This window comes from Paenibacillus sp. CCS19, assembly GCF_033239625.1.
Lineage (GTDB): Bacteria > Bacillota > Bacilli > Paenibacillales > Paenibacillaceae > Paenibacillus_T.
Genome location: NZ_BTCK01000045.1, coordinates 17333 through 37716 on the forward strand (window position 1 = coordinate 17333; position 20384 = coordinate 37716).

The 20384-nt window shown below is 51.8% G+C and carries 19 protein-coding genes; 10 read left to right on the top strand and 9 right to left on the bottom strand.

Annotation, left to right across the window (positions count from 1 at the left end; all coding sequences use genetic code 11):
* Positions 1-67: 67 nt before the first annotated feature.
* The 5 genes from SBI19_RS23840 to SBI19_RS23860 form a co-directional block, all read right to left on the bottom strand.
* Positions 68-958, bottom strand: a complete 891-nt coding sequence (locus tag SBI19_RS23840; protein WP_317972024.1) for a carbohydrate ABC transporter permease — start codon at positions 956-958, stop codon at positions 68-70.
* Between the two features lie 128 nt (positions 959-1086).
* Complete coding sequence (locus tag SBI19_RS23845; protein ID WP_317972025.1) at positions 1087-2418, bottom strand: extracellular solute-binding protein; 1332 nt, start codon at positions 2416-2418, stop codon at positions 1087-1089.
* Positions 2419-3410: 992 nt separating this feature from the next.
* Entirely contained in the window at positions 3411-4100 is a 690-nt protein-coding gene (locus tag SBI19_RS23850; RefSeq protein ID WP_317972026.1) for a PDDEXK family nuclease, read from the bottom strand.
* A 493-nt stretch (positions 4101-4593) separates the two neighbouring features.
* A complete protein-coding gene (locus SBI19_RS23855; protein WP_317972027.1) occupies positions 4594-5910 on the bottom strand; it encodes a deoxyguanosinetriphosphate triphosphohydrolase family protein in 1317 nt (438 codons plus the stop codon).
* A 263-nt stretch (positions 5911-6173) separates the two neighbouring features.
* Entirely contained in the window at positions 6174-7124 is a 951-nt protein-coding gene (locus SBI19_RS23860) for an L-lactate dehydrogenase (protein ID WP_317972028.1), read from the bottom strand.
* Between the two features lie 277 nt (positions 7125-7401).
* Here SBI19_RS23860 and SBI19_RS23865 point away from each other — a divergent pair, with 277 nt between their 5' ends.
* Entirely contained in the window at positions 7402-8082 is a 681-nt protein-coding gene (locus SBI19_RS23865) for a response regulator transcription factor (protein WP_317972029.1), read from the top strand.
* Positions 8079-9590 (top strand): sensor histidine kinase, encoded by a 1512-nt coding sequence (locus SBI19_RS23870; RefSeq protein WP_317972030.1) that lies wholly within the window; start codon positions 8079-8081, stop codon positions 9588-9590. Before SBI19_RS23865 ends, SBI19_RS23870 begins: the two co-directional genes overlap by 4 nt.
* Here the strand turns inward: SBI19_RS23870 and SBI19_RS23875 are convergent.
* The gene (locus SBI19_RS23875) at positions 9587-9715 is read right to left on the bottom strand and encodes a hypothetical protein (protein WP_317972031.1); all 129 of its coding nucleotides are present in this window, start codon (positions 9713-9715) and stop codon (positions 9587-9589) included. The two genes, SBI19_RS23870 and SBI19_RS23875, sit on opposite strands and share 4 nt — an antisense overlap.
* Before the next feature lie 213 nt (positions 9716-9928).
* Between SBI19_RS23875 and uxaC the strand changes: the two genes are divergently transcribed.
* The 6 genes from uxaC (at position 9929) to cyoD (ending at position 16001) form a co-directional block, all read left to right on the top strand.
* On the top strand, positions 9929-11329 hold the full coding sequence (gene uxaC, locus SBI19_RS23880) for a glucuronate isomerase (RefSeq protein WP_317972032.1): 1401 nt from the start codon (positions 9929-9931) through the stop codon (positions 11327-11329).
* Between the two features lie 174 nt (positions 11330-11503).
* The gene (locus SBI19_RS23885; protein WP_317972033.1) at positions 11504-11779 is read left to right on the top strand and encodes a hypothetical protein; all 276 of its coding nucleotides are present in this window, start codon (positions 11504-11506) and stop codon (positions 11777-11779) included.
* Between the two features lie 363 nt (positions 11780-12142).
* The gene (gene cyoA / locus SBI19_RS23890) at positions 12143-13018 is read left to right on the top strand and encodes a ubiquinol oxidase subunit II (protein WP_317972034.1); all 876 of its coding nucleotides are present in this window, start codon (positions 12143-12145) and stop codon (positions 13016-13018) included.
* Between the two features lie 43 nt (positions 13019-13061).
* Complete coding sequence (locus SBI19_RS23895) at positions 13062-15041, top strand: cbb3-type cytochrome c oxidase subunit I (protein ID WP_317972035.1); 1980 nt, start codon at positions 13062-13064, stop codon at positions 15039-15041.
* Entirely contained in the window at positions 15041-15658 is a 618-nt protein-coding gene (gene cyoC / locus SBI19_RS23900) for a cytochrome o ubiquinol oxidase subunit III (RefSeq protein WP_317972036.1), read from the top strand. Before SBI19_RS23895 ends, cyoC begins: the two co-directional genes overlap by 1 nt.
* Before the next feature lies 1 nt (position 15659).
* Complete coding sequence (cyoD, locus tag SBI19_RS23905) at positions 15660-16001, top strand: cytochrome o ubiquinol oxidase subunit IV (protein WP_317972037.1); 342 nt, start codon at positions 15660-15662, stop codon at positions 15999-16001.
* 114 nt (positions 16002-16115) lie between these two features.
* Here cyoD and SBI19_RS23910 read toward each other — a convergent pair whose 3' ends face one another.
* On the bottom strand, positions 16116-16373 hold the full coding sequence (locus SBI19_RS23910; protein WP_317972038.1) for a helix-turn-helix transcriptional regulator: 258 nt from the start codon (positions 16371-16373) through the stop codon (positions 16116-16118).
* Between the two features lie 183 nt (positions 16374-16556).
* Between SBI19_RS23910 and SBI19_RS23915 the strand changes: the two genes are divergently transcribed.
* Positions 16557-16946, top strand: a complete 390-nt coding sequence (locus SBI19_RS23915; RefSeq protein WP_317972039.1) for a helix-turn-helix domain-containing protein — start codon at positions 16557-16559, stop codon at positions 16944-16946.
* Between the two features lie 86 nt (positions 16947-17032).
* Here SBI19_RS23915 and SBI19_RS23920 read toward each other — a convergent pair whose 3' ends face one another.
* Positions 17033-18184: a PdaC/SigV domain-containing protein gene (locus SBI19_RS23920; protein ID WP_317972040.1), complete on the bottom strand. Its 1152-nt coding sequence runs from the start codon at positions 18182-18184 to the stop codon at positions 17033-17035.
* Positions 18185-18505: 321 nt separating this feature from the next.
* On the opposite strand from SBI19_RS23920, the gene hmpA reads away from it, so the two are divergent.
* On the top strand, positions 18506-19720 hold the full coding sequence (gene hmpA, locus SBI19_RS23925) for an NO-inducible flavohemoprotein (RefSeq protein WP_317972041.1): 1215 nt from the start codon (positions 18506-18508) through the stop codon (positions 19718-19720).
* A gap of 116 nt (positions 19721-19836) precedes the next feature.
* Here the strand turns inward: hmpA and SBI19_RS23930 are convergent, their stop codons facing one another.
* Complete coding sequence (locus tag SBI19_RS23930; protein WP_317972042.1) at positions 19837-20340, bottom strand: Crp/Fnr family transcriptional regulator; 504 nt, start codon at positions 20338-20340, stop codon at positions 19837-19839.
* Positions 20341-20384 lie beyond the last annotated feature (44 nt).

Genomic DNA, 20384 nt, shown 5'->3' on the forward strand with positions numbered 1-20384 from the left:
TGAGAATGTCTGACTCATGGGTCGTAGCTCCTTTCGCGTGTACAATCGGTTGCAGGTTGCAGACAATTTAGCCGATCTTCTTCTCAACCTGATTGAACAGTGCGTTAATAATGACAGTTGCAATCAGACAGACAGCGACCAGTACCATGGCAATCGAGCTGCCGTAGCCGAACTTCGAAGACATGAAGGACATGTTGTACATATGGGTTGCGATAACATCCGTCGAATGGGCAGGACCGCCGCCGGTCATGACCATAATCATGTCGAACGATTGCAGGGAACCGATGAAAGCGAGAATAATCGATATTTTGAAAATCGGGACAACAAGCGGGAACGTAATGTACCAGTCTGCTTTGAAACCGTCCGCTCCATCGATCTTAGCTGCCTCGTAAATTTCCGTAGGGATGTTCGAGATACCTGTGAACTGAATAAGCAAGTGGTATCCGAGATACTGCCACAGCGCAACGAAGTAAAGAGCATACATCGCAACGTCTGGATCAGAGAGCCATGCATGCGTCCAGCTGTGAAGCCCAAGGGCATCGAGCACTTGGTTGAGCATGCCGCCTAGCGAAGCCGGGTTATAGATCGTTTTCCATAGCTGGCCGATAATAACGACCGAGAGAATGACGGGAACGAAATAGCTGGTAACGAAGAAATTCGGTTTCTTAACGAAACGGTTGATCAGCGTAGCAAGGTACAGCGCGAACGGAATTTCCAGCATGGAGAATACAGCGAACATCAGGGTGTGACGGACTGCTGGCCAGAATACATTATCTTCGGTGAACAGTCTTGTGTAGTTGTCTAGACCGACGAACTTTTTAACGCCAATGCCGTTCCAGTCGAACGTACTGTTGTACATACTGAAGAAGATCGGAACAAACACGAGGCAGACATACAGTAGTAGACATGGCAGCACGAACAAGGCGATCGTACGTGCGGGCACTTTGAGCGCATTCATTGGGCTCGCCTCCTTCAAATCATTAGGGATGGCCATTCCAGGACTAACACAGAAGAAAGGGAGCGACGGAGCGCTCCCTTTCGCCGGTCTTAGCGAATGGATCATCTATTTCCGTTTAAATCAATGGCTTACTTGTTAGCTTCGAATGCCGATTGGTGCTCTTTCGCAACGGAAGCTGGATCCACTTGTTGAACGAACAGGTTCTGGATGCTCGTCAAGTGAGCTTGGGACGTTGCTGGGTTCATCGTATTGTCGAACGACAGGTCGCCGCCTTTAACTGCGCCTTTCAGACCTGCTACTTCCATTTGCAGAGCGGAGTAGCCTGCTGCTGCGAAGTCGCCGTCTACTTTTTGCGCAACGGAGATAGCGTTCTTCTGGTCGAAGGATACTTTCGGATATTGCAGCATGAAGTAGTTCAGGAAGTCCTTCGTTGCTTGCAGGTGTTTGCTGTTAGCCGAGATTGCGAACGCGCTGCCTGGTGCCAGCATGTACTCATCCGCATTGCCTTTGCCGTTAACCGTAGGGAATTTGAATACGCCTACATCAGCGCCTACATCGGATTGGTCGATTGCGCCAGTTGCCCACGTACCCATGTAGTACATAGCCGCTTTACCCGTTTTGAAGAGGGATTCGCCAGCGTTGTAGTCCATCGACGTAGCGCCGTCTTGGAACGCGCCAGCTTGAACGAGCTTCTCGAAGCTGTCTACAGCTTCTACGAATGCTGGATCGTTGAACGTCTTCGTGCCTGCAGCAACATCGGACAGGAAGCCTGGGCCGTTGTTCGTGCGGAGCAGTACGTTCATGAACAGGAAGGAGCCCGTCCACGTATCTTTCTCGCCTGTAACCATTGGCGTGATGCCTTTGGATTTCAACGTCTTAACGTCTTCGATCAGCTCTTCGAACGTTGCAGGAGGCGCCGAGATGCCAGCTTGCTCGAACAGTTTCTTGTTGTAGAACATAACGCCTACGTTGTTGCCGTCCGGCAGTGCGTATACGTTGTTGTCGAAGCTATAGAAATCAAGGATGCCTTCTTGGAACGTGTCCTTCAGTCCGTTCTGATCGAGCATGTCGTTCAGTGGAGCGAACAGGCCAGCGTCAACGAAGTCCTTCATTTGAGCTGCTGGGTTAACGATCGTGATGTCCGGAACTTCTTTGGAAGCGGCTTGCGTCTTCAGCTTCAGCTTCTGTTGGTCCGTATTGAGCGAATCCCACTCAATTTTCACGTTCGGGTGGTCTTTCGTGTATTGATCGCCGATTTGGTGAGCAATTTTGTAAGATGGCGTGTTCGGGTCTGGATAAATGTTTTGGAAGGTAATCGTCACATTCTCTGCCTTGTCAGTGGAAGTCGAACCGTTATCTGTCGTATTCGTGCCTTCTTTGTCGCTGTTGCCGCATGCTGCGAGCGATACCATAAGTGCTGTTGCAGCTGCGAGACTCATCCATTTAAAGCTCGTGCGCATTGATTGATTCCCCCTTGTTTGGTGTGCCCTTATTATGCTCTGTGGGGGATAATTTCAACAATGTACGAACTTAAGGTTATAGGTTTGTATTTTTAAGGTGGGTATTTCGGCAGGGAAGGTGCGAATTGAATCGAATGGGTGGTTAAAAGGTGCCGAAAACCTTGTATTGGCGCGGGTTTCGTAGGTTTTGTCGATGGTCTTGAAGACGGCGTGCGGGGCTAATTTAGGTGGGTGAAATTAATGTGTGAAATGTGTCGGTATGAGAGTAGAAGCACGGTGAAAGTAGTCGTAATGACCTGTGAGGGGACGGAAAACCTGCAAAATTGAAGGTCCTGCTATAGAATACAAGTCTGCAAAATAGCCTCCACCAGATGGAGTGCGAGCCTGTAAACTACCCTCTAACTTGCGATGGTATACGAACCTGCAATAATGCAGGTTTGCCCGAAGTTGAAGCATCGAGGTAGCCCAAACCTGCAATAATACATGTTTCCCCAAAATTGATGCATCGAGGTGGTCTGTACCTGCAAAAGTGCAGGAAAAGCGCCGTAGTGTGCCACGGAAAGGACTAATCAGCCTCAAAAGCTGCACATTTGCAGGAATTCGATCATGCGGCGGGTTGGCTGGGGTGAAAGGATGTATATTTGCAGGTTTGGATACGTCTCGATTTACAGTGTTTCTTTCATAACCGCCACGCACGTTACGCCAAGCTCCGTCTGCGCAAACCTGCAATAGTACAGGTTTCTCCGAAGTTGATATATCGAGGTGGTCAAAACCTGCAAAAATGCAGGGAAAGCGCCGCAATGTGCCTTGAAAAGGACTAATTAGTCTCAAAAGCTGCACATTTGTAGGATTTCGGTCATGCGGCGGGTTGGTTGGGTCGAAAGGATGTATATATGCAGGTTTAGAAGTGGGTGTTTGCCATGAGTGTGAAGGTAGTCAGGTGTGTCGGTTCGTACTAATGACCCAAAGTGAGTAATATGCGCACTTATGATTTACATACCCTGCAGCAATTGTCGTAGAGAATTCTGTTGAATCGCGTATTTGATGACATGCTTTTCAGTCGGTCCTGAAATGGCTGTTAGAACGCTTTTGTCTGAAAGTGACTTTAACATGCGAACGGCGGTACGGTGATTTAGACGCAGCTGCGTTTCGACATCAATCGGTCGAATGGGACGTGCAAGTCTGCAAGCAAGCCGAACAATTTCCCACTCGGCTAATGTTATTGAGGGAATCGTCGTTATAATCCCGGGAGTAGCGTGGTACCGGCTAAGGACCATTCGAAGCAGGGTAATGCAGAGCTCTGGACGATTGGTGACATCATCGTAGGCAAGCGAAATAACGTGAAATCCCATTGCGGCCAGGAAGGTCTCACGATTGAGCTCATTGCAATATTTCCGCCTGTCCATGTCCCTAACGTGTGGACCGAACCCTTTGATTTCGAAAATCAGCTTAGCCCCCTGCGTAATGTAAACAAAATCACAAAAATAAGAAATCCCTCTCCAGTCGAGCACTTCGTATTCCGGATGCAAGTTATTGAAATTACCCATAAGAGGCCACCACACTTTGCGGCAAAATAACTGTTCCGCCTCAAGATGTCCTCTATCCAAACGCCCTTTGCGTTCCCCTGATCTCATACTCAGGTGATACTCAATGAATGCACGATGAGCTTCTTCAAATGACACGATCGACAACTCCTCTCTGAAAATGAAAAAAACGCCCTGCTCCATGACATAACCATCAATGGAGCGGGACGTTCTTCGTCTCGTTAACGATAGTATAGCTTGAAATCGGTGCGAGGAATATATAAAATTTGGTAACCGATTCGAAACTTGTCGTTCAAATAGAGTGAAGCGATTAAAACCTGCAAAAGTGCAGGCATTCCTGTAATTAATAGAACTTGTACTGTCAAACTTGCAAAATTGCAGGAAAAGCGCCGTAGTGTGCCACGGAAAGGACTAATTAGTCTCAAAAGCTGCACATTTGCAGGAATTCGATCATGTGGCGGGTTGGATGGGGTGAAGGATGTATATTTGCAGGTTTGGATTGTGCGTTGAGGCAAGCGCAATAGGAAGCTATTGTATCCCTACCTGAGTCCATCGCAAAAATAAGCCAACAGCCGTCTCATGCGTCTCAACGCATAGAGAACAGCCATTGGCTTTCGGACTCCAAGCTATCTTAATCCATCTCATAAATCGAACCGGTCTTGCTCGCATACAGCTCGCTGTACACTTTGGACGCGTAGGCGTCCGTCATGCCGGAGATATAATCCGCGATGAAACGCGGCCATGACCAGTGCGTCTTGTGACGCTCGAAGCTCTCGATCCAGTCGGGCGGCAGAATGAGCCGGCCTCTATCGGGGTCGATGAAGCTGTCCCACAGGCGGCGGATCATAATCTCGCTGCGCATTTGGAGCCGCTGAACACGGAAATCTTTAATGAGCGTCACCCATGCCAGCTTCTTCAGAATCTCCATCGTCCGCAGCAGATCGAAATCCTCCGCGCCTTCGCGAACGAACGTGACGCGTTTCCAGCCCTTGTCCGGATCGTCGATAATGCCGACGCGGCCGGCGAATGTGCTTACCCAGCGGGCTTTCATCTCGCGCCTCGTGCGCGACGACTCTCGTTCGCATTGAATGTAGAGCTCTTCCCACTGCTCGAGATATTCGTCCATCGCCTGACGGCACATGGCCCGCATGTCGACCTCGTCCCAGCGCAGTCTGCCGTTGCCTTGGTCGACTTCGATCTCATGCATCAAGTTGTCGATCAGCCGGTCATCCTCGAAGAAGGTGCGGTTCATTTGGATTTTGCCGGCACGGATCCCGTCTTCAATATCATGGGTTGAATAGGCGATGTCATCGCACAGGTCCATCAGCTGCGCCTCAAGCGTCGAACACTCGACAGGCATCCCCCACAGATCGCGGAGATAGCTGATTCGCTCCCACTCCTCGGTGTATAGGCCCTTCAATCGGCCTTCGTCATCCAGACAGAACGGATATTTGTTCACGCCCAGCAGCACGGATGCCGTTAGATCCAGCCCGCTGCCGCTGCCAGCGCGTTTCTCTAAGAACATGAGAATGCGGTAGTTCTGCGCGTTGCCCTCGTACTTCATGCCGTGGGATTCCAGCAGCAGCTCATTGAGCACTTCTTCCCCTTTATGTCCGAACGGCGGGTGGCCGAAGTCATGCGCCAACGCCGCGCACTCCACAACGGTCGGATCCAGCAGCAGTCCCGGATGCTCGCGCCGATCCAGAAACGGGTACTGCTTGCCCAGCCTGCGGGACACCTCCCGCGCAATTTGGGATACTTCAAGGGAATGGGTCAAGCGAGTTCGATAGTAATCGCCGGAACCGGCGCCGAACACCTGCGATTTGCCTTGCAGCCTGCGAAAAGCCGGGGATTGGATCAGGCGGGCATAGTCTCGTTCATATTCTTCTCGTTCCTCGCTGAACGTGCCGATTGCCGGTTCGTCCAACCGCATTTTGCGCAAATCCATGTGCATCGCCTCCTGTCTCATCGCACGGCGCGAAGATGTTGTTCTTCTTAATCTATGTTAGAAATGCTCACAATGTCAAAGGAAATAAAGCCGAAATTCCGAACGTTCGGAATCCCTTCCGGCTCGTCCAGCCCAAGAAGCCGAGTTTCTCACTATATGCAGCGCTCACAACGTCTATGCATGGAATGATCATATCATTCTTATTGGCCAAAAAAATAAAGCCCGGCGCATGCCCGGCCAACTTACTTTATTATGCCCCGCAGCTACAACGCAAGATGTGCGGACGCCGCGCGCAGAACGCCGCAAGAATGGGCGAACCGCGCCTGCTCCTGCGGCGTAAGGTTCAACTCCACCAGCTCGGCGATGCCTCCCCGTGTCAGAATGGCTGGAACGCCCGTGCATACGTCGCGTTCCCCATATTCGCCATCCAGGATGGCGGAGACTGCTGTAATATTGTAATCATCATTCAAGATCGATCGCACAATATGAGCGATTGCGTTGGCGATGCCATAATGGGTGGAACCTTTGTGCTGGTAGATCTCCCAGCCGGCATTGCGCGTCTTCGCCTCGATATCATCCAGCTTCAGCAGGCTGAAGCGCTGCGGATGCTGCGCGAGAATATCGAGAATCGGCTTGCCGCCGACCGTCACATGCGACCAAGCGGGGAATTGGGACTCCCCGTGTTCGCCAAGCACATAGCCGCACACACTGCGCGGATCGACGGGCAGACACTGTGCAATTAACGTCTTCAGCCGCGATGTATCGATCGACGTGCCTGTACCGATTACACGTTCGCGCGGCAGTCCGGATAGCTTCCAGACGATCGAAGTAACGATGTCAACCGGATTGGCAGCGACAATGAACAAGCCATCGAAGCCGCTGGCCATTATGCGAGGGATGAGCTCGCGGTACAGCTCGAAGGCACTGTCGAGCAGGTCGAGCCGGTTGCTGCCGCTCTTCGGATAACCGCCTGCGCACAACACGACGATATCAGCGTCGCTGCAGTCATCGAAGCTCCCGGTATATATTTTGGTCCGCGTATAGGTGAAATCCATGCAGTGCGACAGATCAAGTGCTTGCGCATACGCACGCTCCTGCGTTCTTCCGACGAGCATGATCTCATCGCATATCGACTGATTAATTAGCGCATAGGCACAGCTTGCGCCAACATGCCCGACCCCGACAATGGCCACCTTGCGTGGTTTGCTTCCCATATTCGCCGCCTCGCTCTCCATGCTCCTTGCTAACAGTATATGAAAGCACGCCGCCAAGTTGTTAGTCCAATGTGACAATACTTAACATATTCCTCTCAATGGATTTGCACGACAAACCACATCTTCAACTTGTAGTAAAATGGTAAAAAAGATACGCTCCGTTGTTTAAATTCGATTTACATTGGGCCGATACAATCAGGTGACTAGAATAGGGAGTCAGGGGCCGTCGTTTTACGGTCGCCGCCCTCGTGGAAGAAAGGATGTGCTTAAGCAGCCTATGGTGAACATATTAGTGGTCGATGACGATGCGTCCATACGGAAGCTTGTCGGACATTTCATGCAAGAGGCCGGTTATACGGTGGAAGATGCCGAGAACGGTGTTGATGCGCTGCGCAAACTGGAGTCGTTCAAAGCGGATCTCGTTATTCTTGATCTGATGATGCCTGAGATGGACGGGTGGAAGCTGTGCAAGGAGCTGCGTGAATTTTATCCGGATATGCCGCTCTTAATGCTGACCGCGATGGGGGAGACGTCCCAGAAAATCAAAGGCTTCGACCTTGGCACCGACGACTACGTCGTCAAACCGTTTATACCAGAGGAGCTTGTTGCTCGGGTGAAGGCGTTGTTGAAGCGATATCGGATTGCAGCTTCCTCCACTGTACAGATCGGGCAGGTGACGTTGAACCGTCGAACGTTCGAGACAACGATGAAGGAGACGAATGTAGCGCTGCCGCCGAAGGAGTTCGAGCTGTTGTTCAAGCTGGCCAGCTACCCCGGACAAACGCTGCTGCGCGAGCAGTTGATCGAAGCGATCTGGGGCGTTGACTTCGACGGCAACGAGCGGACGCTGGATGTCCATGTCAATCGGCTGCGCGAGCGGTTTCCAGAGGCGGAGGCCGGGTTTCGCATTGCGACGGTACGCGGACTTGGCTATCGCATGGAGGCGGGGGCCGAATGAAGCATCATCGTGAGAATAAGCGTCAACGAAGGCAGAAGGAGAAACCGAAGGGCAGTGCGTACGATCGATTTTATCGCAATATGCGGATGAAAATCGTCAGCGCGTTCTTCGGAATGACGATCATTGTCGTCATAATCTGGTCCGCTATGTACTCGATCGTTGCCTATGTTACCGACGGGATGCATCGCGGCGAGATGCGGGAGGAGCTGTATACAGATCTTCATCATACCGTGGAACTGATGGAGGCGGCGAATGGTGGTCCAGCCTCTGAGTCTCAAGCGGATCTGATTGCATTGAATGCTCGTCAGCTGAATGTGACGATCGCGCTTCAGATTCGTGACGGAGAGTGGAATATCTATGGCTCAGGTGCCGATCGGATACGAAGTCATCTAGACGAAGTAACGTCAGGCGAGTGGTACAACTACCGCTGGAACAATCCTTTCTCAACACGCGATGCTTCACTAATAACCACGGTTCAGGGCAGTGACGGAGCCGTTTATCGGATGGCGATCAATAAGCCGCTGGCTGCTTGGTATGATCATTTCTATTATGCCGTTTCCCCGCAGATCTTGTTTGTCCTCACCATAGCGTTGATGGCTTTCTTCGCTACCCCTTGGCGGAAGCAGATGCGGATGCTGAGGATGATGCTGGATGCGATGAGCCGCATAGCGAGAGGCGATTTCGCGGTGGAGCTCCCGGAGGTGAAGCGGTCGGGCGATATGGAAGTAATCGTCGAGGGTTTAAGCGATATGGCGACCGAGCTGCAGCAATTGGAGCAGACGCGCCAGCGGTTCATATCGGACGTGTCGCATGAGCTCCAGTCCCCTCTTACTTCAATAACAGGCTTCGCGAGGGCGCTTCATAATGAGACGCTGTCGAAGGAAACTCGACGGGATTATTTGGAGCGGATCGAGGCGGAGAGCATGCGCTTGTCGAAGCTGAGCGACAGTCTGCTCAAGCTGACGATGCTCGAATCGCAGCGAGAGCTGGTTGAGCCGAGCGCCTATTCGCTTGATATGCAGTTGAAGCGGACGGCTCTGGCGCTGGAACCTCAGTGGCTTAGTAAACGAATTGAGCTTGATATCGAGCTGGACCAAGTGACGGTGCTCGGTGACGAGGATGCGCTGCGGCAGGTGTGGACGAATCTACTGCACAACGCGATCAAGTTTACGCCTGAGGAGGGTACCATTCGCATTCAACTGACGAAAGAGCAGCAGCATGCGCGCGTCATCATTGCCGACACGGGAATGGGTATCGCAGAAGAGGATCTACCGCATGTGTTTGAGCGATTCTACAAAGCGGATAAAGCTCGCACCAGCTCCAAAGGGGGCAGCGGTCTTGGCTTGTCGATCGCCGCAACGATCGTTCGTCAGCATGGCGGCACCATAACGGCGAGCAGCGTATCGGGACAAGGAACGACGTTCGAGGCTATGATTCCCCTGCAGTCGGATAAGCTTCTTGCCTTGTCCAACGTGTCCAACGACACAAGAACAGCCGGTTCTCGTTAAGAGAATCGGCTGTCTTCATCCATCCCTGCATATCGCACTGACATCGCGCTGCCGCCATCATCGGGCTGGCTGACGATTCGTGTACTGCTAATGCCATAATGCTTCAGCTCGCCGAAGCCGATCATCTCCTATTGCGGCCGATCATGGCTTGGTATTCCTTCTTTAAAAATAAATAACAACGTTGTCAGAAATTCATTGAATGTAGTAAAGAGAAGCTGTAGGATAGGGATTAAGCGGCCTGCTATTCGGAACTGTATGCGTATACATTCGGGATTGAGCGGCCATAGGCAAGTTGTCATTCTCATTATCATTTATAACGAAGGAAGGGTGTCCCTCGAATGAAGCCTTTCATGAATGAACATTTTATGCTCCGCACGCCTACAGCCATCAAGCTGTATGAGCAGCATGCGAAAGATTTGCCGATCATCGACTATCACTGCCACTTGAGTCCGCAAGAAATCTATGAGGACAAAAGGTTCCGCAACCTAACGGAAGCTTGGCTCTACGGCGACCATTACAAATGGCGCGCAATGCGTGCCAACGGTGAACCTGAACATTTGGTTACCGGGCCCGCAGATGATTATGACCGTTTCCTCGCTTACGCCCGGACGGTGCCGATGACGATCGGCAATCCGCTTTACCACTGGTCCCATCTGGAGCTGCAGCGTTTCTTCGGCATCTACGATCTGATCAACGAGCGCAATGCGCGTTCGATCTGGGATCGGGTACAAGCGCAGCTCGACGGCGAAGGCTTCAGCGCCCGCGATCTCATCCGCAAATCGAATGTTCGCGTCGTCTGCACGACAGATGATCCAACGGATTCGCTCGAATATCATATCAAGCTGAAGCAGGAAGCTGATTTCGACGTGAAAATTCTGCCGTCGTTCCGTCCTGACAAGGCGCTGGAGCTTAACCGCGAGGGCTTCACCGCTTGGATCGACAAGCTGGCAGCTGTGAACGGCAAGCCGATTGCGTCGTATGATGATCTGCTTAGCACGCTTGATGAACGCATCAAGTTCTTCGACGAGACGGGCTGCCGCGTGGCGGACCTCGCGATTGACGTCATGATGTATGCAGACGCGACACATGAAGAAGCAGCCGCTGCCTTCACAGCTGCGCTTCGCGGCGAGAAAGCCAGCGCAGAGACGGAAGCGAAGTACAAGACGTTCACGCTGCTCCACATTTGCCGCCGCTATGCGGAATATGGCTGGGCGATGCAGTTCCATATTAACGCAGCCCGCAACAATAACAGCCGTATGTTCGCGAAGCTTGGTCCTGATACAGGCTACGATTCGATTAACGACAGCCCGGTTGCTTATCCGCTTGCACGCATTCTTGGCGCGCTTGACGCTGACGACAAGCTGCCGAAGACGATTCTATACTCGCTCAATCCGAACGACTATCACGCGATCGGCACGATTATGGGCAGCTTCCAAGGCGGCGGCACGCCAGGCAAAATCCAATTCGGCTCGGCATGGTGGTTCAACGATACGAAGGATGGCATGATCGAGCAGATGAAGGCGCTCGCTAATTTCGGCCTGCTCAGCCGGTTTGTCGGCATGCTGACGGATTCGCGAAGCTTCTTGTCCTATACGCGGCATGAGTATTTCCGCCGCATTTTGTGCGACTTGCTCGGCGAATGGATCGAGAACGGCGAAGCGCCGGATGATGACGAGCTGCTCGGCACGATCGTCCGCGGCATTTGTTACGATAATGCGCAAGCATATTTCGAGTTCTAGAAACGCATACTATAGAGAGCTGTGACAGGGCAATGCGTAATTGTGTCTGTCCGTTGATCAATGTTTGAACAACAATTGATCATTTTTTGAACAAAATATGAACATTCTTCGATCGTTTGTGATATACTATGGACATGGAAACACTTACAACGATATGAAGGAGCGTTTTTGACCATGACGACAAAAACATCTACGACGAGCGCATTATCGACGGAACGCGGTTTCAGACCGCTTGTATGGCTTATGACAGTAGCAGCATGGGCAGCGCTGACTATCGGCGTTGTAATGTGTCTCATGTATCTTCGTCCATTTAACGATCGCAACTGGCAGCTGATGATCGGCATCGGCTTTCTGGTTGGCAGTGTTCATATTTATGTGATCAAGACTGCGATCCACCTCGTCAATGAACGGCGGGCGCAGCAGCAATCCGACAACGATCAACAATCATAACCTTCTATATAAGAAGACATCCCTTCCGGCGGGCCGGAAGGGATTTTTTTATGCTGCCACATTTGTGACGAGGGATTTCAAACTTCCGACATTTTTTCCATGGTTGAGTTCTCAATATTAAGTGCAAATTAACGGGTACGATGGTTTAAATGCGTTATTAGTGGGGGTCAATGGCAGTCTTGCCCTATGTCGTGTCAAAGTCGTGAAAATTGTTTTACAGAAAAGAGAATAAAGATTGACGTATTTGCAAACTGGGGTTTAAAACAGATGACGTTCTGTTATGTTGGATTTACGGAAAAGAACAACTCGGATAAGACCTCTCGAACGGAGGCGTTCGGGCGGATGAGGGAGATGAAAACTACCATGCGGAGAAAACTAACCAAGTACGCAGCTCCGCTGCTAATCATGCTGATGATGGTCATGCTGTCGGGCTGCAGCACAGACATGATGGTACTCGACCCTAAGGGGCCGATAGGTGCTGATCAACGCGACCTGATCTACATCGTAACGATACTGTGCGCCATTATCATGGTGCCGGTTATCCTGCTGACGGCTTGGATCGTATGGCGCTACCGCGATACGAAAGACAACAAGGCGAAGTACATGCCGACGTGGTCGCATAGTGCGCTTGCCGAAACAATCTGGTGGGGCATCCCGATTATTATTATCGGCGTTATTGCTGTGGTTACAGTCAAATACACGTACGCACTAGAGCCTTCTAAGCCACTTGAATCGGACAAAAAGCCGCTCGTTATCGAAGCGACATCGCTCGACTGGAAATGGCTGTTCACTTACCCAGAGCAGGACATCGCGACGGTTAACTACCTCTACATTCCAGAGGATCGTCCAATCGAATTCCATCTGACAAGCGACGCGCCGATGAACTCGTTCTGGATTCCGCAGCTTGGCGGTCAGATCTACACGATGTCGGGCATGAGCATGAAGCTGCACCTGCAGGCTGATGAACCGGGCGTGTATTACGGATCGGGCGCAAACTTCAGCGGCGAGCATTTTGCTGACATGCGTTTTGAAGTAACGGCTACAAGCGATGATGAGTTCAACCAATGGGTCGATAAGATCAAGGCAGTCCCTGACGAGCTGACGCTTGAAGGTTATGAGAAGCTGGCTGAACCGGCATCTTCGCCTGTACAGTCGTTCAACTCGTTCCCGGAAGGCTTGTTCGATAAGATTGTGAACAAATACGTTGTTGATAAACCTGCTCACCACCACGGTGAATAGATCCAACTAAACTAATTAGACGAATTGAGAGGAGGCAGCAGCTATGTGGGGGAACTTAGAGAGCTTCTCAGACTTCTTCGTAACTGGCGATCCGATGATCTTGGGCGCACAGGTAAGCATAGCGCTGGCCATGATAGCGATAGTATTCGTCCTCACGGTATTCAAAAAGTGGGGATGGCTGTGGCGCGAATGGCTAACGACAGTCGATCATAAAAGGGTCGGCATCATGTACATCATCGCATCGATTCTGATGTTGTTCCGGGGTGGCGTTGACGCATTGCTGATGCGTCTGCAGCTTGCAATGCCGGATTCAGAGTTCTTGCATGCAGAGCACTATAACCAGATATTCACGACGCACGGTGTCATCATGATCTTGTTCATGGCGATGCCACTTATGTTCGGTTTGTTCAATATTGCTGTACCGCTGCAGATCGGTGCGCGCGACGTTGCGTATCCGTTCCTGAACGCCCTGAGCTTCTGGCTGTTCTTCTTCGGTGCGATGCTGTTCAACGTTTCCTTCATCATCGGCGGTTCGCCGGATGCAGGCTGGCTCGCTTATCCGCCGCTGTCGGAGCTCGCGCATAATCCGGGCGTCGGTCAAAACTTCTATATCTGGGGCATTCAGATCTCCGGTATCGGCTCGCTCGCGACAGGTATCAACTTCGTCGTAACGATTCTGAAGATGCGTGCGCCTGGCATGAAACTGATGAAAATGCCGATGTTCACATGGTCGGTATTGTCCAGCTGCTTGATGATTCTGTTCGCTTTCCCGATTCTGACGGTGACGATGGCGCTGCTGTTCTTGGACCGTTTCCTTGGCGCTCACTTCTTCACGCTAGATGCGGGCGGCAACCCGATGATGTATATCAACATGATCTGGATGTGGGGTCACCCCGAGGTTTACATCGTCGTCGTTCCGGCGTTCGGTATATTCTCCGAGGTCGTGGCAACCTTCTCGCGCAAGAAATTGTTCGGCTACAGCTCGATGGTGTTCGCTATGATCAGCATCGCGGTCATGTCGTTCTTCACATGGGCCCACCACTTCTTCACGATGGGCTCGGGCGGGGACGTCAATGCGTTCTTCGCCGTATCAACGATGATTATCGCAATACCAACCGGTGTCAAAATATTTAACTGGCTGTTCACGATGTTCCGCGGCCGCATTCGGTTCACTACACCGATGTTGTGGACGATTGCGTTCATTCCGTGCTTCATCGTCGGCGGTATGACCGGCGTAATGCTTTCCGTTGCACCGGCTGACTTCCAGTTCCATAACAGCTACTTCCTGATCGCTCACTTCCACCAAGTTCTTATCGGTGGCGTAGCATTCGGTTACTTCGCAGGCCTATACTACTGGTGGCCTAAGATGTTCGGCTTCGCGCTTCACGAAGGTCTTGGCAAATGGGCGTTCTGGTTCTGGAACATCGGCTTCTATGTCTGCTTCATGCCGCAGTACTTCCTGGGCTTGGACGGCATGACGCGCCGCCTGTACACGTACGACTTCGATATGGGCTGGGGCCCGCTGAACATGATCTCGACGGTCGGCGGCTTCCTGATGGGCGTGGGCTTCCTGTTCCAAGTATGGCAGATCGCACACAGCATCAAGTTCCACAAACGCGATAAGACGGGCGACTTCTGGGATGGCCGTACGCTTGAATGGTCGATTCCATCGCCAGCGCCTTTGTATAACTTTGCAACAGATCCACAGGTTAAAGATGTAGACGATTGGTGGGAGACGAAGCAGAAGCTCGCTCGCGGCGAGAAATTGCCGCCGAAACCGGCGCTCGAACCGATTCATATGCCGAAAAACTCTGCCATTCCGTTCATTATGTCCATCTTCTGGTTCGGAGCAGGCTTCGGTCTCGTATGGGATTGGCTCTGGATGGCAATTCCGTCGCTTGTCGGCGTAGCTGCCTGCATGATAGCGCGCTCGTTCACGTACGATGATGACTACTACATCCCTGTGGATGAAATCAAACGTACGGAAGAGGCTGCTGCTGCATTGAAAGGAGCGACGACCTAATGGCGAAATCTGTGACGCATCATCATAATGGGGAACATGCGCATGAACATGTTCATCATGATTTAGATTCGCTCAAATCGTTTGGCTTCTGGATATTCCTGATGACAGACGTTATCATCTTCGGATGTTTGTTCGCGGTATACGTTGTACTGCGCAATAATACGGCAGGCGGACCAACGGCAGATGAGCTGTTCAAAATGCCTGGGGTTATCGCCGAAACGTTCATCCTGCTGACGAGCTCGTTCACGAGCGGGCTCGCAGTGCTAGCGATGCATGCGGGCAAACGCAACCAGCTCATTGGCTGGCTCGCGGTTACGTTCTTGCTTGGCGCATCGTTTATTTACCTAGAGGTAGCGGAGTTCATCGACATGGTCCATGAAGGTGCTACGATTGCAACAAGCGGCTTCCTGTCCGGTTTCTTCACGCTGGTTGGTACGCACGGATTGCACGTTTCCATCGGTCTGGTCTGGATGATTGGCCTCATGCTGCAGCTTCGCAAACGCGGCATTACCAAAGTGACGAAGCGTAAAGTCGAAGTATTGAGCCTGTACTGGCACTTCCTCGACGTTGTGTGGATCTTCGTTCTGACGGTTGTTTACTTGATGGGGGTGATGTAAGATGGGTCAACCTACACATGGTCACGGTGGACATGATGCAGGACATGAGGGCAGCCACGGCTCGCTTAAGTCTTACGTCATCGGTTTCATCCTGTCGATCGTCCTGACGATCATTCCGCTCGTCGTCGTTATGAATGATATGATGGGTAAGACGGGTACGATCGTCTTGATTCTCATCATGGCTGTCTTGCAATTCGCTGTACAGCTCTGGTTCTTCATGCATCTGAAGGAAGGCGAAAACGCGAAGTGGAACATTACAGCATTGCTGTTCGCGATACTCATTCTGTTCCTCGTCGTAGTAGGCTCGATCTGGATCATGGAATACAATACGGTTGCTCATTAATTCAGGAGCAATAACTTAAAGAAGCCGTCCGAGTGCGCCTATGCAGGCTCATTCGGACGGCTTCTTGTTTCTTCTCATCTTGGATGTTTTAGTTAGCTGATTGGTTGATTCTGATTACTGCTGCGCGACTGGAGCAAGTCGGTCACGGTCATCGGGAAGCGATGGATTGTAGAACAAATCACCGATCGGCAGCTGGAAGAAATCCGATAACTTGCGGATCGTCTCCGCCCGCGGCGAGTAACGACCTGTTTCAATCTGTGACAGGGAAGCGCGATCAATGCCGAGAGCGTCCGCTAACTGCTTCTGAGTAATGCCACGATTCTTGCGAATGTAAGAAATACGATTACCAATTACAAGTTCCCGAACTGTCAAATGAAATCACCGCCGAAAAAGTATTAAGAATAAAATACTAACTTCCCTTTTTTGCCATAATAATAATATACAGTAAAATGTGTTGAATGACAACACAACGTTTCGGGTTGGGGCACATGTTTTGTGAGACGGATTGTGTTTAGAAAAACAAAACAGGTAAGATAATGTTGGGTGATCGTAAAGATGGACAACTCAAGCAGCGAATTTATGGACAAGGAGAAGCTTGGCCATACGATTCGTCTATTGCGATTAACGAACAACTTGTCGCTGCGCGATCTGGCAGAGCGATCAGGCATCAGCTACTCGTTCATCAGTTCGATTGAGAAGGGGCGTTTCTCTCCGTCCCGCGATACAATCATAGCGCTAGGGCAGGCGCTGGAAGGCGCCGACTCCAACGAGCTGCTCATGTTGGCCGGATTCGCGCCGCATGCAGGTCTGGTGAAGGAAGAAAGCGCGTTATATGAGCCCGAGGTGCAGTTTATACTGCGCGCCAAGCGGGAGCTGACGCCGAAGGCGTTCAAGACGTTCATGCGGATTGCAGAGCAGACGAAGAAGGCATTAGAAGACGAATAAGACCGTTCCTCTCGTAGTTATACGCATACAGGGGAACGGTCTTATTCGTTATTGTGAGCGTTGTACGTGATGTGCGAATGAAAGACTCAGCCTGTAATTACAATCGTGTCCTTAGCTGTCGATACGCTCAGCTTCAGCACTTGATCGAAGAACGCAAGCGGCACGTAGACCGAACCTTTGACGAGGCTTGGCGCAGCGTCCAGCTCGAATGGTGCAACGCGATTAAACGTGTAGCTGTTCTTGCCGACCGTGACTTGCGTCCATTGTGCGCCGCGTACGACTTCTGCGCTGTGGGTCTTGTTGTTCCATGTCACTTTGAAGCCAAGCGCTTCGGCTGTCTGGCGCAGCGGAACGAGCTTCGAGCCATTCGGACCAGCAGCCAACTGGCTGGCATTGATGGTGATCGTTGGGCCTGCCGTCGCTTCTTCTGTTACGGGCACGATGATGATGCCGCCTGCATAAGGGGCCAGATCATACTGTTGGAATACGAGCTGTACGATGCCGTTCTCGATATAGAATTGTTGATTCTCCTCTGTAACGCCGTTGAAGGTGTCGAGCACATCAGGATAGAAACGCTCAGGATCCTGCTTGATCGCATAACGCACGGCGCTGTCCGCCTTCGCTAGGCCGCCCGCACCGAGTGCCTGCTCCAGCGTAATCGCTGTCGCTTCCGTGCCGTTCAGCACGTTGTAGCCTGCCTCGAACGTACCGCCATGTGCGCCGCCCATGTACGTGTAAGTCGAAGTCGTCATGGAGAAAACGCCGCCTGCGTCTTGACCGCCATCCGCTTTTACTTCATATTCGACAATCATCTCGTATGTATGGAACGGATAGTCGTTCTCTGCTGCGAACTGCTTGTCTTCCTCAGCCAGCTTCTTCAGTTCATCAAGCGTGTCCGTCGCTTGCTTCTCGATCTCGCTGTTCAGCTTCGCTTCATAAGCCTTGTCTTGCAAGCCGCTGATGACCGGGATAGACAGCTTCGCGTCGACTAGATCGGTCTTCTCTTCAATCAGCTTGGTCGTGATAGTTGCGGGCTGTGCATTCTCTGTCGAGATTGGCGCCGAGATCGGGACAATCGTCTCGTCGACCGGTGCGGAGATCGGTACTGCTATATCGTAGATCGGCGCGGAGATCGGAACGGCCGTGACCGTCTCGGCGGATGCGGAGAAAGGAGCGACGGCGATCAGGCAGGAGCCAACGGTTGCAAGCGTAAGCATGCGGAATGGAGTTTTCATCATCAAGTAACCTCCTGAATGTAATGTGCGCATTATCGTTAGTGACACTTCCTTGCAAGCAAGATGTCTGAAAGAAAGTATTCGCTAGGTCGTAAGAAGCGGTTGAAACCCACTGCGCCGCTTATAGGACGGCGTCATCCGGTTCACCTTGTTTCAGTTATCTTGACGATACATGGCTGCGATTTGTTGCGTGTCTCCTTACGAAAATTTAATGTCACGGGATGTTCATGATCGATGTGATTGCAATCACAACCGAGGGTAATGATGGAGGGGTATACTTCGTATAGGTTATGAGAAAAGTCACTTTCGAAGGAGAGATTCGAAATGCTAAACGCGCAAACCGTATCCATTATTAAATCGACAGTACCGGTGCTGGCTGAGCATGGCCTAGAAATAACAAAACACTTCTACACGAGAATGTTCGCTCGTCATCCGGAGCTCCTTAACATATTCAATCATGCCAATCAGAAGCAGGGACGTCAGCAGCAGGCGCTGGCGAACGCCGTATACGCAGCAGCGGCACATATTGATAATTTGGGAGCGATTATACCGGCAGTTCGACTTATCGCGCAGAAGCATAGAAGCTTGGGCATCAAGCCAGAGCATTATCCGATTGTCGGCGAGAATCTGCTGGCGGCCATTAAGGAAGTGCTGGGCGATGCAGCGACACCTGAGATTATTGGAGCATGGGGCGAAGCCTACGGCGTAATTGCCGATGCCTTCATCAGCATCGAGGCAGAGATGTATGCGGAAGCAGAGGGTGCGCAAGGCGGCTGGAAGGACTTCAGACGGTTTACCGTTGAGCGCAAACAGCCAGAGTCGGATGTCATTACTTCGTTCTATCTGGCGCCTGAGGATGGCGGGGCTATTTCTTCTTTCAAACCGGGTCAGTATGTTACGGTGAAGGTGAACATTCCAGGAGAGAAGAATACGATGCTTCGCCAATACAGTTTGTCCGGCGAACCAGGCAAGCCTTACTACCGGATTTCGGTCAAACGTGAGGATGGCACGTCGGAGCGTCCGGATGGAGCAGTGTCCAACTACCTGCATGAGACGGTCAAAGCGGGCGATGCGTTAGAGCTGTCTGCGCCAGCAGGCGAGTTTGTACTCGATCAGGAGGATGCGCGTCCAGTCGTATTGCTGAGCGGCGGGGTTGGCCTTACGCCGATGGTCAGCATGCTGAACGCGTTAGCAGCTGAGAAAGGTGAACGTGAAGTCGCATTCCTGCACTCGGCACTGAACGGCAATGTTCATGCGCTGCGTGCGGAAGTGCTGGAGGCAGCGGGACGAATCGGGGCGAATGCGAAGGTGCGCTTCGTCTACGAGCAGCCGACGGAAGCGGATCGAGCGGCAGGCGCATTCGACCTTGAAGGCCGGATCGATGCGGTTTATCTGGCAGAGGAAACGCCGAAGGATGCGGTATACTACATTTGCGGTCCAGTGCCGTTCATGCGTGCGATGGTGCAGTCGCTGAAGGCAAACGTTGTAACGGACGAGCGCATTCGTTATGAATTCTTCGGCCCGGCTGGGACGCTGTAAACTTACAAGGAATCAATATCAAGGGTGTCTTGCGGTGTACAACCGCAGGGCACCCTTGTTTGTTGTTGGAAGCATTCGGACAGCCTACTAATTAGCATGACATGATGATGCTTGTACTAACTCTGTGATTCCCGCAGAAGACGGTTCACCGTTTCACGGCGCAGCGCGACGAACTGGCCGATCTCCTCCTGCGTCAGCAGGTCCGTCAACTTCGTATTCGGCGGCAGGTAGCGGGCGATCCAGCTGCGGAATGCCTCAAGCTTCTCGGCGGGGCTTTGCAGAGCAAGCTGGTCAATACGCTCCTGCATCATGCGCAGCCGGCTTTGCAGCAAGCGCGCCGTTTCAAGTGCAGCTTCCGTATCCGTCGTGACCTTCGCATACCAATCTGCGGCTGGTATAAGCTCGATCTCGCTTGTCGTAAGCGCAATTGCCGTACCGTGATAAGCCTTCGGCGAGATAAGCGAATGATGCGGAATGACCTCGCCGGGCACGATGAAATTAAGGACAAGCTGACGGCCATCCTCTTGGACGCGGACGATCTTCAGCAGGCCGCTGTGCAGCCGATATAACGGTCCGGTTTCCCCTTGCCGGAACAAAATTTCGTTACGATGAAGCAGCATGGTAAATGTTCCTCGCCCTCGGAATAAGATTGACTTGAACTAAT

What these genes read in the sequence shown, in the direction of transcription:
- SBI19_RS23845 (WP_317972025.1), bottom strand. Translation starts at nt 2,418, where the DNA reads ATGCGCACGAGCTTTAAATGGATGAGTCTCGCAGCTGCAACAGCACTT.
- SBI19_RS23855 (WP_317972027.1), bottom strand. Translation starts at nt 5,910, where the DNA reads ATGGATTTGCGCAAAATGCGGTTGGACGAACCGGCAATCGGCACGTTC.
- SBI19_RS23915 (WP_317972039.1), top strand. Translation starts at nt 16,557, where the DNA reads ATGGACAACTCAAGCAGCGAATTTATGGACAAGGAGAAGCTTGGCCAT.
- SBI19_RS23840 (WP_317972024.1), bottom strand. Translation starts at nt 958, where the DNA reads ATGAATGCGCTCAAAGTGCCCGCACGTACGATCGCCTTGTTCGTGCTG.
- SBI19_RS23860 (WP_317972028.1), bottom strand. Translation starts at nt 7,124, where the DNA reads ATGGGAAGCAAACCACGCAAGGTGGCCATTGTCGGGGTCGGGCATGTT.
- cyoC (WP_317972036.1), top strand. Translation starts at nt 15,041, where the DNA reads ATGGCGAAATCTGTGACGCATCATCATAATGGGGAACATGCGCATGAA.
- SBI19_RS23870 (WP_317972030.1), top strand. Translation starts at nt 8,079, where the DNA reads ATGAAGCATCATCGTGAGAATAAGCGTCAACGAAGGCAGAAGGAGAAA.
- SBI19_RS23885 (WP_317972033.1), top strand. Translation starts at nt 11,504, where the DNA reads ATGACGACAAAAACATCTACGACGAGCGCATTATCGACGGAACGCGGT.
- SBI19_RS23895 (WP_317972035.1), top strand. Translation starts at nt 13,062, where the DNA reads ATGTGGGGGAACTTAGAGAGCTTCTCAGACTTCTTCGTAACTGGCGAT.
- SBI19_RS23920 (WP_317972040.1), bottom strand. Translation starts at nt 18,184, where the DNA reads ATGATGAAAACTCCATTCCGCATGCTTACGCTTGCAACCGTTGGCTCC.
- SBI19_RS23930 (WP_317972042.1), bottom strand. Translation starts at nt 20,340, where the DNA reads ATGCTGCTTCATCGTAACGAAATTTTGTTCCGGCAAGGGGAAACCGGA.
- hmpA (WP_317972041.1), top strand. Translation starts at nt 18,506, where the DNA reads ATGCTAAACGCGCAAACCGTATCCATTATTAAATCGACAGTACCGGTG.
- uxaC (WP_317972032.1), top strand. Translation starts at nt 9,929, where the DNA reads ATGAAGCCTTTCATGAATGAACATTTTATGCTCCGCACGCCTACAGCC.
- SBI19_RS23875 (WP_317972031.1), bottom strand. Translation starts at nt 9,715, where the DNA reads ATGATCGGCTTCGGCGAGCTGAAGCATTATGGCATTAGCAGTACACGA.
- SBI19_RS23865 (WP_317972029.1), top strand. Translation starts at nt 7,402, where the DNA reads ATGGTGAACATATTAGTGGTCGATGACGATGCGTCCATACGGAAGCTT.
- cyoD (WP_317972037.1), top strand. Translation starts at nt 15,660, where the DNA reads ATGGGTCAACCTACACATGGTCACGGTGGACATGATGCAGGACATGAG.
- cyoA (WP_317972034.1), top strand. Translation starts at nt 12,143, where the DNA reads ATGCGGAGAAAACTAACCAAGTACGCAGCTCCGCTGCTAATCATGCTG.